Source organism: Kibdelosporangium banguiense (genome assembly GCF_017876405.1).
GTDB classification, from domain to species: Bacteria; Actinomycetota; Actinomycetes; order Mycobacteriales; family Pseudonocardiaceae; genus Kibdelosporangium; species Kibdelosporangium banguiense.
Genome location: NZ_JAGINW010000001.1, coordinates 8,418,148 through 8,434,236, shown reverse-complemented (window position 1 = coordinate 8,434,236; position 16,089 = coordinate 8,418,148). Strand labels below are relative to the sequence as shown.

Annotated in this window: 11 protein-coding genes; 9 read left to right on the top strand and 2 right to left on the bottom strand. The window is 65.3% G+C overall.

Annotated elements, in window-relative coordinates:
- Positions 1 to 20 precede the first annotated feature (20 nt).
- The 3 genes from JOF56_RS38250 to JOF56_RS38240 all read left to right on the top strand — a co-directional run bounded on the left by JOF56_RS38250 (position 21) and on the right by JOF56_RS38240 (position 6,414).
- Entirely contained in the window at positions 21 to 905 is an 885-nt protein-coding gene (locus JOF56_RS38250) for a helix-turn-helix domain-containing protein (RefSeq protein WP_209644301.1), read from the top strand.
- A gap of 151 nt (positions 906 to 1,056) precedes the next feature.
- Positions 1,057 to 4,764, top strand: coding sequence for an NACHT domain-containing protein (locus tag JOF56_RS38245; protein ID WP_209644300.1), 3,708 nt, complete (start codon positions 1,057 to 1,059; stop codon positions 4,762 to 4,764).
- A 177-nt stretch (positions 4,765 to 4,941) separates the two neighbouring features.
- Positions 4,942 to 6,414 (top strand): MFS transporter, encoded by a 1,473-nt coding sequence (locus JOF56_RS38240; protein WP_209644299.1) that lies wholly within the window; start codon positions 4,942 to 4,944, stop codon positions 6,412 to 6,414.
- A gap of 247 nt (positions 6,415 to 6,661) precedes the next feature.
- On the opposite strand, the gene JOF56_RS38235 is transcribed toward JOF56_RS38240, so the two are convergent.
- The gene (locus JOF56_RS38235) at positions 6,662 to 7,186 is read right to left on the bottom strand and encodes a hypothetical protein (protein ID WP_209644298.1); all 525 of its coding nucleotides are present in this window, start codon (positions 7,184 to 7,186) and stop codon (positions 6,662 to 6,664) included.
- Positions 7,187 to 8,381: 1,195 nt separating this feature from the next.
- Here JOF56_RS38235 and JOF56_RS38230 point away from each other — a divergent pair.
- The 6 genes from JOF56_RS38230 to JOF56_RS38205 all read left to right on the top strand — a co-directional run bounded on the left by JOF56_RS38230 (position 8,382) and on the right by JOF56_RS38205 (position 14,451).
- Complete coding sequence (locus tag JOF56_RS38230) at positions 8,382 to 9,188, top strand: hypothetical protein (RefSeq protein WP_209644297.1); 807 nt, start codon at positions 8,382 to 8,384, stop codon at positions 9,186 to 9,188.
- A gap of 142 nt (positions 9,189 to 9,330) precedes the next feature.
- Entirely contained in the window at positions 9,331 to 9,660 is a 330-nt protein-coding gene (locus JOF56_RS38225) for a hypothetical protein (protein ID WP_209644296.1), read from the top strand.
- 33 nt (positions 9,661 to 9,693) lie between these two features.
- Positions 9,694 to 11,667 carry a sensor histidine kinase gene (locus JOF56_RS38220; RefSeq protein WP_209644295.1) on the top strand — a complete coding sequence of 658 codons (1,974 nt, stop codon included), beginning with the start codon at positions 9,694 to 9,696 and terminating at the stop codon, positions 11,665 to 11,667.
- A 10-nt stretch (positions 11,668 to 11,677) separates the two neighbouring features.
- Positions 11,678 to 12,352, top strand: coding sequence for a response regulator transcription factor (locus JOF56_RS38215; protein ID WP_209644294.1), 675 nt, complete (start codon positions 11,678 to 11,680; stop codon positions 12,350 to 12,352).
- A gap of 61 nt (positions 12,353 to 12,413) precedes the next feature.
- On the top strand, positions 12,414 to 13,034 hold the full coding sequence (locus tag JOF56_RS38210) for a hypothetical protein (protein WP_209644293.1): 621 nt from the start codon (positions 12,414 to 12,416) through the stop codon (positions 13,032 to 13,034).
- A 253-nt stretch (positions 13,035 to 13,287) separates the two neighbouring features.
- Positions 13,288 to 14,451, top strand: a complete 1,164-nt coding sequence (locus JOF56_RS38205; protein WP_209644292.1) for an RICIN domain-containing protein — start codon at positions 13,288 to 13,290, stop codon at positions 14,449 to 14,451.
- Between the two features lie 62 nt (positions 14,452 to 14,513).
- On the opposite strand, the gene JOF56_RS38200 is transcribed toward JOF56_RS38205, so the two are convergent.
- Positions 14,514 to 15,992 carry a family 43 glycosylhydrolase gene (locus tag JOF56_RS38200; RefSeq protein ID WP_245378543.1) on the bottom strand — a complete coding sequence of 493 codons (1,479 nt, stop codon included), beginning with the start codon at positions 15,990 to 15,992 and terminating at the stop codon, positions 14,514 to 14,516.
- Positions 15,993 to 16,089 lie beyond the last annotated feature (97 nt).

Genomic DNA, 16,089 nt, shown 5'->3' with positions numbered 1-16,089 from the left:
CCCCAGCTATCTTCTTGACCATGACCGGCGTGACCCCTGAGCCGAATTACCACGGCCGCCAACTCCAGCGTGAAATCAAGAAACTGCGTGAGCAGGCCCGGCTGACCCAGCAGGAAGCGGGCGAGCGCGTGCACATCGAGTTCCGGAAGCTCAGCCGGATGGAACGCCGACAACTGCCCAGCTACCACGAACTGGTGATGCTCCTTGACGCATACGGGGTATTGAGCAACGACTACGCGCCCTACCTTGAGCTCTGGGAACTGGCCAAAAAGCGCGCCTGGTGGCGTGACTACCACCTCAAGGAAACCCGTTACATAAGAATGGAGGACGAGGCCGATCACAAATACGAGTTTCAGCTGGGCCAGATTCCCACCCTGCTGCAGACACCGGCGTACGCCCGGGCGACCTTCCCGCGCAGCAGCAAGAAGACCGTCAAGACCATGACCGAGGTCCGCATGCGCCAGCAGGACCGCCTCACCAACGACCCGCCCCTCGCCCTGCACGCCCTGATCCACGCCCCGGCCCTGCACCAGGGCGTCGACCGGGCCCAGCTGCACCACCTGCTCGACCAGGCGGAGCTGCCGAACGTCACCCTGCAGATAGTTCCCCAGGACCGCTACCACGAAGGATTGCAGAGCCCGTTGATCCTGCTGTCCTTCAACGACCCCAACGAACCCGACATAGCCTTCACCGAATCGCTGATCGGCCTGCAGGAAACGCAGGACCAGGAACGGACGGCAACGATAAAACAAGTCCTCGAAGATCTGACCGCCCAAGCACTGAGCCCGGCCGAAACCCGGAAACACCTGAAATCCCTGGCCGCCGGACTGCCCAGTACCCCCAAGATCCCGGCCCAGCATCCAAAGCACAACACGGCCGCCCGAGAAGCCTCCGGAGCCTGGTAATCCATCCGGAATCTTGAAAAGTCCTTTCCCAGGCCCGGACATGCGGGGAGTAAGAGTCATGAGCCAAACGGGTCGTGCCGTTCCCCCAGTCAGGTCCTTTGACGGCCCGGCGGCAGAATCCCGATAAAGATCGTTCCAGAGGTGTGGGAACATGCCGGGAAAGCCGCGCGCGAAGGGCCGTCGGATGACCGACAACCGCATCGAGGGAAACGTCTGGGGCCAAGCCCTCCAGGCCGGTTCGATAGAAGGGGGCGTGCAGTTCGTCCTCAACGCGACATCCGCGGCTCCCCCACGCCCAGAACACGAGCCGGTAGCGGCCTGGGAAAAGATCACAGAACCGCCGGACGAGATCCGTTCGGTTCTCAACGCCCAAATGCAAGCGGCCCACAAACTTCCCTACCGGCTGCCCGGCGCCCGCCGGCCGTCGTTGGCCACGGTCTACGTCCGCCAGGACTTGAGCAGCGGCACGGAAGAGCAGCGGTCAGAAACCAGCCGCCCGACTCCGGTCCTCGACGACCACGGCCAACTCGTCGAGGTCCTACGGGCCCCAACCGTGCGCGTGGCAGTACGCCCACCCGCCCGAACCGTCCGCGAAGCCTTGGACGCCAACGAACACCTCATCGTCACCGGCGGCGCAGGCCAGGGAAAGTCAACGCTCTCCCTCCGACTAGCCGCGGACACCGCATCCCGTTGGTATGACTCGGCGGCGGACGACCCCCTGACCGAACCAGTCATCCCCCTCCGCCTGTCAGCGCGCGAACTGGCCGCCCGCCTCGACCTCCCGTTCGCCCAAGCCCTTGCAGACAGCGCCAACGCCGAATGCGGCGCCCTCCTCGGCGCACCCCTCCAATCAGACCTGGTGAGCGACCGCGCCTTGGGCTGCCGCTGGCTCCTGCTGGTGGACGGACTCGACGAAGTAGCAGACGCCGCCGACCGCGACAGCCTGGCGGACGTCCTCGCCGCCTGGGCCTCAGCCCCCGAATCGCCATACCGAGTCGTGGTCACCACCCGGCCGATCGAAGGCGCCGCTCTGGCCCCACTGCAACGCATCAAGGCCGCCCGCTACGAGCTACAACCATTCGACGAACAGGCACTGATCCGATTCGCAGAGAACTGGTTCGACGAGGAAGGCCTGGACCACGCCCACCGGTTCGTCCGCCAAATCCGCGACGCCCACCTCGACGAGCTGGTCCGAGTCCCCCTCCTGGCCACCATCGCCGCGATCATCTTCCAACAAGAAGACCGCCCCCTGCCGGACAACCAGTACGAGCTCTACGAGTCATACCTGGCATTCCTGCGATCAGCCCGTAAATCGAGCAGCATCTTCGAACCCCACCACACAGCCCTGCTGGAACACCTCGGCAAAACCAGATCCGAAACCGACACATCCCTGGTGGGAGCGGCCCGCGACTGGATCCGCCGCTCAGTCGACCAACTGCCACACGGCTGGTCCGAGGACTTGACCGCCTATCTGATCTCAGGCGGCCTTCTGGTCATGCGCGGCAACGACCTCAGCTTCCTCCACCACAGCTTCGCCGAGCACCTCGCCGCCACCGCCCAAGCCCGGTTACTGCCCGAGCACTTCGACTCCTCAAACGACGATTTCGCGCGGCTCTTGTACGCGGCTCGCCCCAAGGAACGCGGTGAGTACGCCCGGTCCGTGCTGCTCCACTACACACGCCTGCACCCCGACGAGGCTGATCCCCTCGTATGTTGGCTCCACACAGGTGGAACTGAGCAACACCTGCTGGCAGCGCGTCTCCTCGCAAAACGAGTCCCGGCAAGCCATGCGGTCATGACCGCCTTCCTTGCCACGGTTCGAGCGAGGGCCATGACCACCACCGCCTTCAGCGGCGAAATCCTGTCCCAAGCCAGCCGCGCCACCCACTACCCAGGTCTGGCCGAGTGGCTGTTGGGGTTGATGCACACCGAAGACGCCCCCTGGCAGTCACGCACCGAGGCTGCAGCAGCGCTGGCGACCCGCCTGCACGGAAAGCACTTCCGCGAAGCAGTCACCTATCTGTCAGATGTCGTGGACGATGTCGACACGTCGATCGAGCAACGACTTACCGCAGCCGAACGCGGCCTCCGCGCTGTGCTTTCAAATCCTCGGGCAACCGGCCTTCAATACAGAACCGCAGCAGTGACCCTGGCAGTATTCGGCGGCCACGCCCGGGAGTTCGCGATCAATACGTTGACCTCGCTGCTCACCGACGACAGTCCGGTGACAGATCTTGTGGAGGCCGCCACCGGCTTGGTCGAGATCGGCCCGGAGTTCCACGACCAGGCGGCGGCCATCTTCCGCCAAGTGCTTCGCGACCCGGTGCTCAGCACCGTAGGCCGTCGCGACGCAGCACTCGGCCTGGTTTCGCTCGGTCCCGCTCAAGCAGCAGAAGCGGTTTCATTGGTGAACACTCTGATCATCGACCGCCGTCGGTCTAGTACTGACCGCTTCGACCTCGCGAGAGTCCTTGGTGACCTCGGTCCCCAACACCGGAACGCCGCAGTCGACCATGTCGAGTCAATCCTGGCTGAACCTGGATTGACCGGGAACGATCGATGGTGGGGCGCAGACCAGATCGCCGAGTTCGGTCTCGACTTCCGCGACCGGGCGATCCGGCACCTTCGATCAACGATCGCGGCTCCACGTACAACTGCGGTGGCCGTCGGCCGGTCCGTCAGATCTCTCGCCAAGCTGTCGCCAGAGTTCGTCCACGAGGCGGCTACTGAATTGCAACGCCTGCTCAACGAGACCAGCACGACTGGAACAATCACCCGGCTTCACGGCGTGGAATCCTGGCGGGTCCGAGCAGCTGTGAACCGGCTGGGGCGAAAGGCACGCACTCGGCTGGAGCACGATCTGCTCCACAATCGATCGGCGCCTATCGACGAACGAGTGCCAGACACTGATGTATGGGACGACAACCCTCTGGCAGACGAAGCTGAACAAGCCATCCGCGCAGTGATCGACGCACCTGAATCCTCAGCAAGCGAACGGATCAAGGCGGCAGTCGCGCTTGCACAGCTCTCGCTCGCATTCGTGCCGGAGGCAGCCGCCTTCCTGCGAGGTTTCCTTCCAGGTCAGCAATGCGCGACAGCTGCTCGCAAAGAACTCGCATCCCTGGGGCAGAAGCACTTCGACCATGTGATCGCCGAGACGCTGGACCTTGTGCGCGACGAAGCACAGGCCACACGCGCCCGGTCACGCGCGAGTTTCCTCGTCGGTGATCTGGTGACGTTCTTGCCGGGTGAGGTGTCCGATTTCCTACTCCAAATCGCTACCGACGAGCGAACCTCAGATCGTGACCAACTCACCGCACTGTACGCGCTTCGTACAACTAATGGTCTCGATGCAGTACGTGCTGTCCGCGATGAGGTGCGCCGATCACCGGGTACACGCGTGCAAGCCGCTGTTCACCTGGCCAACTTTGATGTGTCTGATCGAGCCGTTGGCGCCCGGCTTCTAAACGATCTGGCCACCGACTCCTCGTGCCATCCTGCTCTGCGTCTGTTCGCTGCTCGCGAGCTCGACAACTTCGGCCAAGCCGTCCGGGACCTATCAGTCCCAGCGCTGCACTCCCTCCTAACCGATGAATCCGCTTCCGGAGCCGTTCGCGCGGAAGCAGCGCGCCTCCTCTTCATACGGTCGCCATCCGACCGCCGAATGGTGTTGAAACAACTCAACACCCTCCTGACCACCGCGAAACCCTTGCACCGCATACAGGTTCTGATGGGCAATCGCCGAGGTCGACCTCGCTACCGCCGTCCCAGACCTGGAACAGATGATGCGGGACCAACGCCTCAGCGCCTTGGCGCGGCTGAGATCCGCCGAAGCCGTGGTCAAACTGCGGCGCTTTGACCGGGAACGTGCCGCTGTCGCCGCGCGGGACGTGATGCGGGACGAAACTGTGCCGACCCACATACGTCAACGGGCTGCCCGCGATCTTGCCCGGTGGAGTGAGTTGTGTGTCGACGAGGCCCGGGCCGTACTGGCCAGCTGCGTTTCAGGTTGAACTGGCTGGGCAATTCTTCGGTTATGGCTGTGAAGCAGGGTGGACGGTCGTTGGAGACCGTTGATACTGATGTGCCGGCTCGGATGGATCGGTTGCCGTGGGCGCGGTGGCATTGGCTTGTGCTGGCTGGGCTTGGGACTGTTTGGATCCTGGATGGGCTTGAGGTCACTATTGTGGGGGCGTTGGCCGAGCGGCTCACCGAACCCGAGAGTGGGCTTGGGCTCAGTGACTCGGAGGTGGGGCTGGCTGCGTCGATGTATGTGGCCGGGGCCGTGGTGGGTTCGCTGCTGTTCGGTTATCTGACTGATCGGTTGGGGCGTAAGAAGCTGTTTCTGGCCACGCTTGGGCTTTACCTGGCTGCGACTACCGCGACCGCGTTCTCTTTTGACGCGTGGTTCTTTGTTGTGATGCGATTTCTTACCGGGGCTGGGATCGGCGGGGAGTACGCTGCGATCAATTCGGCCATTGATGAGCTTGTCCCGGCCCGGTTGCGGGCGACGGTTTCGCTTGCGGTCAATGGGTCGTACTGGGGTGGGGCCGCTGCCGGGGCCGCGCTCACGCTTCTTCTGCTTGATCCCACGATCTTCCCCGCCGACGTCGGCTGGCGTGTCGCGTTTGGACTGGGTGCCGTCCTTGGTTTGGTGATCCTTCTTGTGCGCCGCCATCTTCCGGAGAGTCCGCGATGGCTCTACACCCATGGGCACAACGGAGCCGCCGAGGAACTGGTCGGTTCGATCGAGCACGAGATCGAGCGGGAGACCAACACGAAGCTGGAACCTGTCCGGGATTCGTTGCGGGTGCGGCAACGGGCGAGCACCGGGTTCGGCGAGATCGCCCGGACCGTGCTGCGGACCTATCCCCGGCGGAGCCTGCTTGGGCTGGCTCTCTTCATCGGACAGGCGTTCCTTTACAACGCCGTCTACTTCACGTTCGCGTTGGTACTCGCGACCTTCTTCGGTGTCCCGAGCGCCCAGTCCGGGCTGTACCTCATCCCGCTGGCCCTTGGCAGTCTGATCGGGCCGCTTGTGCTCGGGCGGCTGTTCGACAGTGTCGGGCGTCGCACGATGATCAGCGTCAGCTATCTCGGCTCCGGGCTGTTGCTGCTCGCGACCGCGTGGATGTTCTCAGCGGGCGTGCTGTCGGCGTGGACGTTGGCCGGGGCGTGGGCGGTGATCTTCTTCTTCGCCTCGTCCGGGGCGAGCGCCGCCTACCTGACTGTGTCGGAGATCTTCCCGATGGAGATCCGCGCGATGTGTATCGCGCTGTTCTACGCCGTCGGGACCGGTGTCGGCGGCATCGTCGGGCCCGTCCTGTTCAGTGTTCTGGTGGAGAGCGGGGATCCTGGCAACGTCGCACTCGGCTACTGCATCGGCGCCGGCGTGATGATCATCGGTGGGATCGCCGAGCTGGTGCTTGGTGTTGAAGCGGCCAAGCGTTCCCTGGAAGACGTCGCGACACCGTTGTCGGCTCGGCAGGTCACCTCCAGTTCCGCCTAGCGAGGTGTCTGATCAGGCAGACGCCGGCCGCGGCGAAGCACTGCCCCGGCGTGAGGGCCGGGCCCGACACGATGAAGTCGAGCCCGGCGAGTGCGAGTAGTCCGTGGACACCCAGCACGAGACTTGTTGTGACGAGCGCGGTTGACGGCAGATCCATGGCAGGTCGAAGCACAAGATTCCCTTTCCACCATCGGGCCCCCAGCCCAAAAGAGAGTCGTACCCCCGATGTGGCGAACCAAAACCTGGGTCAGTCCGTGGCCAGCTGCCTGTCGACCCATCGGACGAACCTCAGCTGAGATCCGCCGAAGTGCTCACGGACACGGGCCTGGATCGCCCGGACGTCGTGGCCCGCCAGGAAGTCCCGGTCGGTGCGGCCGCCGCATCCACACGCGCAGAGGCGGTAGACGAACTGCTTCTCCACCAACAGTTCGCGGTAGCCGACCGGGTTCTGCGAGCGGTTGACCACCGGATCCGGTTGACCGATCAGGACATCGCGCACCGAGTGCCCCTCGGCCAGGACGGCACCTTCGAGGGCCGCACGGTCGCCGTGGACCGTCACGGCGCTGATCTCGGCGACCGCGCGGACAAGGCCCTCCCCCACGATGATCGCGAAACGTTGCCGCCGTGCCTTCCCGGCGTTCATACGCCACATGCCCCGGCCGACCTCCCAGGCCTCCGCTTCGGTCATCCGGGGGAAGTACCCGACGAACGACCGGCCCAGCGGGTCGTTGTCGACTCTCGCGTATCCGCCCATCTTCAACCGGATCGCCACCGGCCGCACCCCCCATCTCACGAACCCGCTTTCCCTCGCCAACAGGGCACCATTGCGGGCCGGGTTTGAAAAGACGGAAATCACCAATGCGGGGCGGCTCGCACGAGCAGCACACATATCCCGGCTGACCTGAGAACGCAATTACGGGACAGCCATCAGGTGTCACAAAGTGTGACATCTCTTGTGGCACACACTGCCACCAAAGGCCTTATCAGGGCATCTACCGTGAGCGAATGCTTATCATGCTACACAGAAAGCGCTTACCATTACCAGCCGGAGGAATGTGAACACTCACGCGGGGACAGGTCGCCTCGCTGAAAGGTTTACCAAGGTAAGTGTGATGTCAGTCACACTCGTCGGGTAATCGTTGTCCCGAAGATCGCGCCCAAGGGTCGCCGAGTGATCACAAACGGACAATTCGACTACCGGCAGACGCTGCCCAGTCATATGCCGCAGCTGCGCACACAGCGGGCATCCACACGTCCAGAAGGGTCACTGACCAGCGAATTCACTTCCGGGGATTGTGGCGGGCACCCGTTTGGCCGACGGGCACCCGCCACGACACACGGACCATGCCCAGGTCAGGGACAAGGAGTGATGTGCCCACCCCCGCCTCGGATCCCCGAAGGAAGGGTGCGCTCACAACGTAACCAGGAACAAAGATCACCTCTAGTTCGACGGCGTCCAATATCGGCTGTTCGTCCAGCTAGGCGGGGGTGAGCAGGGCACGGGAGACCAAGTTTCCGCAGACCACTCGGGCCTTGATCGGCCGATCGGGCGATGTGCCGTCCAAAGATTTTTTTCGTCCAGGATCCGCTTCCGATGTGTCATTTGACCTTGTTTCCGGCGCCCCCGTTCGGTAAATGCGCGACCCCGCCGTCCACATAACGGCGCGGCGTGGCAGCAGGCGAGCTTGGGTTGAGTCAGCGCGACTTTGTTGCCAGTGGGAGATACGCTCTCTGCCAAACCAACGGATCTTCTTCTTCACACCCGCCCGATCGGATTGGCCTCTGATCGACTTTCCCCGCGGGCCAGAGGCGGATTCGGATGCCCAGGTCACGGTTGGAGACGGAGGATTGCCCGTGTTGACCCCCGCCAGGTGGCGGATGCCGCTGCCATACCCAGATTCGTTCCGGGGCCCCACGGCCGGCGGGACAGGTGCCGGTGGGGCGGCCGTCGGCGGATGGACGAGCCGATGACCGCCCCGGACGAACCACCGCCCGGCCCTGGCTTACCGGCCCGGCGCACGGACCCGGCTGTGCCGCCGGAGAACGCCGAGCGGGACCGCGTCTTCGGCAGCCCGCTGGCGCAGGCCCAGGCCGCCGACCGGCCGCTGCCGTTCGTGCAGGCACTGCGATGGCTGCGGGAGGACGCCAGCCGGTCCTTCCAGCAGATCGCCAACACCGCGCACGGCAAGCTGCCCAAGAGCACCGCCCACTACATGGCCAAGATCGCCGAACACCCCGAGCTGACCCGGCTGCCGGCCCGCGCCGAACTGGTCGAGCTCTTCGTGCGTGGGTGCGGACGGCCGGAGGCCGAAGTGCGGGCCTGGGTCGCGGAATGGCAGCGGATCAAGCAGGACATGAAGCTGGCGAAGGAGACGACCGTCCGCCTGCGCCCGGTCGCCGCCTCACCGCCCGAGCCGCCTGCGCCGATCTCCAGAGACGCCCCAGAAGCGCCGGACCCGGTGCCGGCCAGGCGTCCCACCGGCCGCCACCGGCAGCAGCCGGAAGGGACGTGGTTACGCCGGCTGCGTGACTGGCTCAGCTTTCCGGCGCTGATGCCGGCGGTCATGGCCGTGCTGGCAGTCGTGATGATGATCGCCGGCGACGGCACGATCGCGGGGATGCGAGGCGTGGACGATCGGTCGGCGCTGTTGCTCAGCATCATTCCCGCCGCGCTGGTGTATTCGGTGCTCTCCCGCCAGATCGGCAACGCGCACCGGATCGCGCGGGCGAAGGCCGCGGCCGTCCTGGCCGATCACCGGCCCAGCCGGACATGAGGTGATCTGTCCACAGTGGGCTCAGATGGGAACGCCCCCGCCCGGGCAGCCGGGACACCCGCCTCTGGTTCCCGGGACCGGGTGCACGGAATGGTTGCGTCACAACCACGTCCACATACGACGATCCTCGAAGGGGTCAACAATGGCCATTCCGGTCGAGAACGACAACTCTTCACGCGGGTACTTCGAACCCGAGAACCTCGCCCAGTGGTACGACGCGCTGGTGCGTTACGCCGCGGCCGCCCAACCCGGGAACCAGTACTTCCACGGCCCGCACGTGGCGGCCGTCAAGGCCGACCTGGACCGGGTCCGGCTCGGCCTGACCTGGCTGCACGACAACCATGCCGAGGCACTCGCCCGCCACCCGCTGCCGACGTTGGCCGAACTGGAGAACCCGGCAGGCAACGGGCAGGTGTCCATCAAAGACAACGGGTCTCCCCTGCACAATTTCTGGCACTGGATCAACGGCTGACCGGTCCCGTCGACCTTGAACGGGGGAGTTCAGGTGTTGCTCCGAACAATGGTGGCCGGCCGGGCCTGGTGGTCCGGCCGGGAGGTCCTGCTGTCACGCGTGATCGGCGGGCTCGCCGCGGCCTGCGTGGCAGTCGCTGTCGCCCGGTTGACGCTGCCGGGCGAGTGGATCGGTTCGCATCCACGCAACTGGGTCGTGGCGATCGCCTTCACCCTGTTGGGGATGCGGGTGATCGGCCACGTGCCGGGCAACCGGGTCGGCTGGCTGCTGCTGGTCACCGGTCTGAGCGGAGCGATCACGGTCGCTGCCGAGGCCTGGCCCGGTATCACCCCGATGTCGTGGATCGGGACGTGGTCCTGCTGGCTGACCTACGGACTGCTGCCCTTGCTGGCGTTGCTCTTCCCGACCGGGAAGCTGTTGTCACGGCGGTGGTCGCCGGTGCTGGTCGGCGGGAGCGTGGCCACCGCCCTGGCCGTGATCGGTATCGGCTGGGCCTCCTGGTCCTCGCCGGACAGCTTCTGGACCGGCGTCGACGACCCCGGCGCCGGAACTCAGCGCGGTCTGCCGCTGGTGATCGCGGTCGTCGGCCTGGCGGGCACGGCAGTGACCGCCCTGCTGGCGATCGCGGCTCTGGTGATCCGTAGCCGCCGGGTCTCCGGCGACCAGCGTCGTGTCGTGCTGCTCGCCCTGGTGTCCACGGTGATCCTGCTGCTCGCGGCCATCACGGAGATGCTGGGTGTGATGTGGGGCGCGTGGGCGGTCAGCGCGGTCGCGATCCCAGTGGTGGCATCGGTGGCGATCATGCGGTACGGGCTCTACGACATCGACCTGATCGTGCACCGGACTTTGTTGTACTGCTTGCTGATCGCCGGTCTTGTGCTGACGTACACGGTCGTCGTGACGCTGGCGATGCGTCCCTTTCCGCATCAGGCCGAGGAGATCGCCACAGTCGCCGTGGTCATCATGCTCGCGCCGCTGTACCGCACGTTGTTGCGCAGGCTGGACCGACGGTTGTTCGGCCACCGCGCCGATCCGTACATCGCGTTGTCCAGCCTGTCCGAACGCTTGGAGAACCCGATCTCCGAGCCTTTGGTGGCAGTGGCCAACACGGTCGCGGTCGCGTTGCGGCTGCCGTATGTCGCGGTCTACGTGGGCACCGACGACCGGCGCAGCCTCGTGGCCGAGTCCGGGCGAAACCGGGGCTGGCAGCAGGTGTCGGTTCCCATGACGTACGACTGCAAGCAGGTGGGCGAACTGATCGTGGAGGTCCGGTCGCCGGAGGAACGGCTCGGCGGCCGGGAGCAACGTCTCCTGCACGACCTGGCCCGGCAGGTCGCGCCGTCCGCATGGTCCGAACAGCTCTCCCAGGATCTACGGCGGGCACGGCAGAAGTTCATCCAGGACCTGGAGGAGAACGCCCGCCGGACCATGCAGGACCTGCACGACGAGATCGGGCCCAGCCTGGCGGGCGCCCTGTTGCAGGTGGACGCGGCGCGTAGGATGGTGCAGGACAAGGACGGCCAGGCACATGACCTCCTGGCAAGCGTGATCGAACACATCAGGGCGACACAGCTCGACATCCGCCAACTGATCGAGCGCATCTGGCCCACGCAACTGCGCCATGGCCTGTCCGAGGCGTTGCGCGCGTTGGCCGAGAAGTTCACCAGTCCGGACTTCGCCGTCGAAGTGTGCACAAAGGACGTACAGGAGGTGCCGGCGGCGGTCGAGACCGCGGTGTACCGCATCGCACGCGAGGCCGTGGCCAACACCATCACGCACTCGGGTGCGTCGCACTGTCACATCCGGTTGTACGGCAAGGAAAACCTGTCGTTGGAAGTGATCGACGACGGCAGCGGGATCGAACCGTCCGCAGGTGGCGGCCTTGGCCTCGTATCGATGCGACAGCGGTGCGAGGAGCTGGGCGGCACCTTCTCCATCACCAACCATCCGCCGCGCGGGACAGCGGTCGTCGCCAACCTCCCGATCGGCCGGCCGACGTATTCGTAGGAGCAACACAGTGGGTGACGAACCGCTTCGAGTACTGATCGTCGACGACCACGCGGTCTACCGAGCCGGGTTGCGCGCTCAGTTCATCGCGGCGGGCGGCGTCGAAGTCGTCGGCGAGGCCAGCACTGCTGATGAGGCAGTGCTGGCCGCCCGCACGTTACGGCCGTCACTGATCCTCATGGACCTCCGCCTGCCCCGTGCGAATGGGCACGAGGTCACCTACCAAGGCGTCACCGCGATCAAGCAGATCCGGCACGATCACCCGGAGATCGTGATCGTCGCGCTGACGATGTACGCCGACGACGACCAGGTGGCCGCCGCACTGAGCGCCGGCGCGAACGGGTTCCTGGTCAAGGAACGCGACGACACCGACATCATGGCCAAGCTCCTGGTCGCGATGGACGGTACCACCGTGATCAGCGGCGGCGTCATGGCCCGGCTGCGGGACGTCATCAGCACCGCGCAGTCCACTTCGTTCCCTTTCCCCGCCCTGACCCCGCAACAGCGCACGATCCTCGAGTACATTGTGGCCGGTCTCGGCAACGACCCCATCGCCCACCGAATGTGCCTGTCCCCCAAGACGATCCGCAACAACACGTCGCTGATCTTCCAGAAGATCGGTGTCTGTAACCGGGCTGAGCTGATCGCCAAGGCACGGGACGCGGGCGTGAAACCCCGGCTCTAGTTGACCATCAGGGACACCGGCATCTGCCGCCCGGGACACCGGGCACAGAACACTCTTCGGGGTGAAGATCCCCCAACAGCCCTGCTACCGCAGCATCATCGCGGTCGACGCGCAAGCCAGCACGATGAGGACCAACCAGGCCAAGAGCCGGTTGCGCGACACGATGTACCAGGTGTGCGAAGAGGCTTTCCTTGCCGCGAGTGTCACAGAGCAACGCCGCGATCCCTTCTTCGACAGGGGCGACGGAGTCCTGACGCTTGTCCACCCCGCCGACGAGGTGCCGAAAACCCTGCTGCTCGGCCAGGTCGCGCCCACCCTCAGCCGGCTGCTCGCCCGGGACCACGACGGCCTCAGGATGCGAATGGTCATGCACGCCGGGGAGGTCCACTACGACGAGCACGGCTGCTACTCCGACGCACTGGATCTGGCCTTCCGCCTGCTCGACGCCCCGGAGACCAAGGCCGCGTTGCGCGCCACCCCGGCTCCGCTGGTGCTGGTCGTGTCCGATCACATCTACCAGTCGGTCGTCCGGCACGGATATCCCGGGATCGATCGGGACGCCTACGAGCCTTCGGTCGCCACAGCCGTCGGCGACCGGCGCGAGCTCGGCTGGATCCATATCCCGCGTGCCGCGTCGGGCGTGCCGGTCGACCGGGCCGGCCTCAACCTCGTGCAGGCCTGAGGCGCGCCGGATTCTTGACAGTAGCCGAACGGCACCCTTACGTTTGACTGGAAAAGGCTTTCCAGATTCATCGCGTGGTCTCAGTCCGGACCCCTCAGGGCTGAAGAGGGCATCTCTGACGGACTGTGTCCGCGCCCGGCTCAGCCCAGCCTGTGTTACGCACCCCCTGTACCCACCGGGCACGGCCCTGCAGCCGTTCCCCAGAATGTTAGCGCTAACACTACCCAGGGAAATGGATTGTGAGGACTCAATGATGCGTCCTGTCCACCGTCCACCGCGCGGATTCGCGCGGCTGGTGACGCTGATCGTGCTGGGACTCGTGGCCAGTGTGATCGCGGTGCTGCCCTCGGGCACCGCATGGGCCGCGAACGCGTTCACCAGCACCGTTGTCAACCAGGCGAACAACAACTGCACCACGGTCCCCAACGGGGCTCCTACCAGCGGCCTGCAGCTGGTCCAATCGACATGCTCGGCCGCGGCCGGGCAGTCGTTCGCTTTCACCCCAGTGTCCGGATCCTCCGACACGTACACCGTCGGCACCCTGACTTCAGGCAGTTGCGTCGACATCTACGGCGCGTCAAGTGCCGACAACGCCGCGGTAATCCAATATGGATGCCACTCCGGGACCAACCAGCAGTTCCGGCTGCAGCCGGTCAACGTGCCCGGCGCGACCAACACCTTCAACCTGGCGTCGGTCGGTTCGGGCAAGTGCCTGGCCCCGCTCGGGGACAACTCCGCCGGCAACACCGCACTGGTCCAGCTGTCCTGCACGAACGCACTCAGCCGGGTATGGCGGATTCCCAGCTACAGCAACGCTCCTGGCCAGGATCCACCGGCCAGGACCGTGCGGGTGTTCCTGCTGCGTCCGTCCGACGTGCCCTTCGACCAGCGCTACCCGGACGGAATCGCCAACGTGATGCGTGAGGCGCAGCGGTACTACCAGCAGGAGCTCGGCAAGACCTTCAAGCTCAACGGGCCTGTCGTGCAGGTAGTGGCCGGCGAGCACACCAAGAGCTGGTACGAGAACACGCCCAACGGCCCCGATCGCTACTGGTGGTCGGTGTTCAACATGCAACAGGAGCTGTTGCGCAGGTTCTCCCTCGGCGCACCGGACAGCCGATGGCTCAATGTCGGTGAGGTCATCGCCGAAGGCCCCGGCGCGGGCGGCGGTGGCGGCAACGGCTGGGTGATCCTCTGCCAGCACGACGCCGACGGCGCGGCGGGCATCAACGGTCCGATGAACCGTTGGTACGGCGGCATGGTGCACGAACTCGGGCACGCGTTCGGTCTGCCGGACTCGTCGTACACCGACGGCACCCCGATGTCCGCGTCGTTCTACAACTACCCGAACACCCATTTCAACCAGAGCCAGAAGAACAACATCCTGAACGGGCCGTACAGCAGCTTCCTGTCGTGAGTCCTGGCCGCCCGGTCTCCGCCGCTGTGGGTGGATTTCCACGCACAGCGGCGGACAGCGCCTTACGAGGCGGGCTCACCGGACGGAACGGCGAGCCTCGTTCCCAGTGCGACCGGGGTGCCGAAGTTCGGCGTCCCGTCGGCGTTCCAGGTGATCTTCTGAGCGCGGGTGGACCGGTTCATGTCACAACCACCACTGGCGGAACTGTTGGCGTGATACACGATCCAGTCCTCAGTGCCGTCAGGGGACTTGAAGAAGCCGTTGTGCCCCGGGGCGTACACGCCGTTGGCGTTGTTGCGCTGGAACACCGGCTGGCTGGACTTGACCCACGAGGACTGCTGCAGCGGGTCGCCGCCGTTGTAGGTCAGGATGCCCAGCTTGTAGTCGGGAGTGGAGCAGTGACTGGCGGAGAACACGATGAAGGTCTTGCCGTTGCGCTGAATGACCTCGGCCCCCTCGTTGACCGCACCGCCCACGGTCTCCCAGTTGTAGGTCGGCGTGGACAGGATGTGCCTGGTGCCGCTGGCGGTCCACGGGTTGGACAGCGGGCGGATGAAGTTCGGCTGGGATCCGTTGTAGAACGTGCCGAGCAGGTAAAGCCTGCCGTTCAGCTGCAGGATGCCCGGATCGAGCTCCCAGGTGTTGTCCTGCTGGGGATCCAGCATGTCGGCCTTGAAGCTGTAGGGCCCCATCGGGTCGGTCCCGGCGCTTTCGAGCACGTGGATGCGTTGGCTGCCAAGGTCGAACGGTTCCCGGCCGGCCGTGTAGTAGAAATACCAGCGTTTGCCGTTGGGGCCGTCGAGCAGGTGGAACTCCGGTGCCCACATCGTCCCCGCGCCGTTGGGCCTGGTCAGGTTGAAGATGACGGTCTCCGGCGCGTTCAGCAGCCCGCCCAGCGTGCGCGACTTGCGCATGGTGATGGTCGAGTTCCAGGTCGTGGAGGCCAGGTAGTAGTAGCCGTTGTAGTACTGCAGCCAGGGGTCCGGGCCGTTGCGGTCCAGCGGGTTGGTGAAGGTGGCTCCGCCGCCGCCACCGCCGGTGTATCCGGGAATCCGCCAGGCCCTGCTGGTGGCGGCCGTGCATGGCAACTGCACCAACGGTGTGTTGACCGCGGCGTTGTCGCCGGACGGAACCACGCACTTGCCGGAGCTGACTGCCACGACGTTGAACGTGTTGGCGGCACCGCTCACCGGCTGCAAACGGAACTGCTGATTCGTCCCGGAATGACACGTGTACTGGATGACCGCGGCATTGTCGTTGCCGGACGCCCCGGAAATGTCGAGACAACTCCCGGCGGTCAGCGTCGCGACGGTGTACGTGTCACCGCCGCCCGCCACCGGATTGAACGAGAAGGACTGGTTCGTGCCGGAAGTACAGGACTTCTGAACGAGCTGCAACGCATTCGTGCCGGCGCCGCCCGGCACATCGGCACAGTTCCCGTTGCCCTGGTTGACCACCGTACTGGCAAAGGCCACGGCGGCATCGGCCTGACCGGCAGGCACCACCATGACCAGCGCGGCGGCCAGCGAACCCGCGGACAACCACGGGATCAGTCGCGACCGCCTTGACGAGACAGGACACATCATCGAGCCCTCACATCTTCGTGCAGGAAAGGAGAGTAACCGGCAAAGACTCACG

Excerpts from the sequence above, each read along its gene's own strand:
- JOF56_RS38205 (WP_209644292.1), top strand. The coding sequence starts at position 13,288 with ATGCGTCCTGTCCACCGTCCACCGCGCGGATTCGCGCGGCTGGTGACG.
- JOF56_RS38240 (WP_209644299.1), top strand. The coding sequence starts at position 4,942 with ATGGCTGTGAAGCAGGGTGGACGGTCGTTGGAGACCGTTGATACTGAT.
- JOF56_RS38250 (WP_209644301.1), top strand. The coding sequence starts at position 21 with ATGACCGGCGTGACCCCTGAGCCGAATTACCACGGCCGCCAACTCCAG.
- JOF56_RS38225 (WP_209644296.1), top strand. The coding sequence starts at position 9,331 with ATGGCCATTCCGGTCGAGAACGACAACTCTTCACGCGGGTACTTCGAA.
- JOF56_RS38230 (WP_209644297.1), top strand. The coding sequence starts at position 8,382 with ATGACCGCCCCGGACGAACCACCGCCCGGCCCTGGCTTACCGGCCCGG.
- JOF56_RS38245 (WP_209644300.1), top strand. The coding sequence starts at position 1,057 with ATGCCGGGAAAGCCGCGCGCGAAGGGCCGTCGGATGACCGACAACCGC.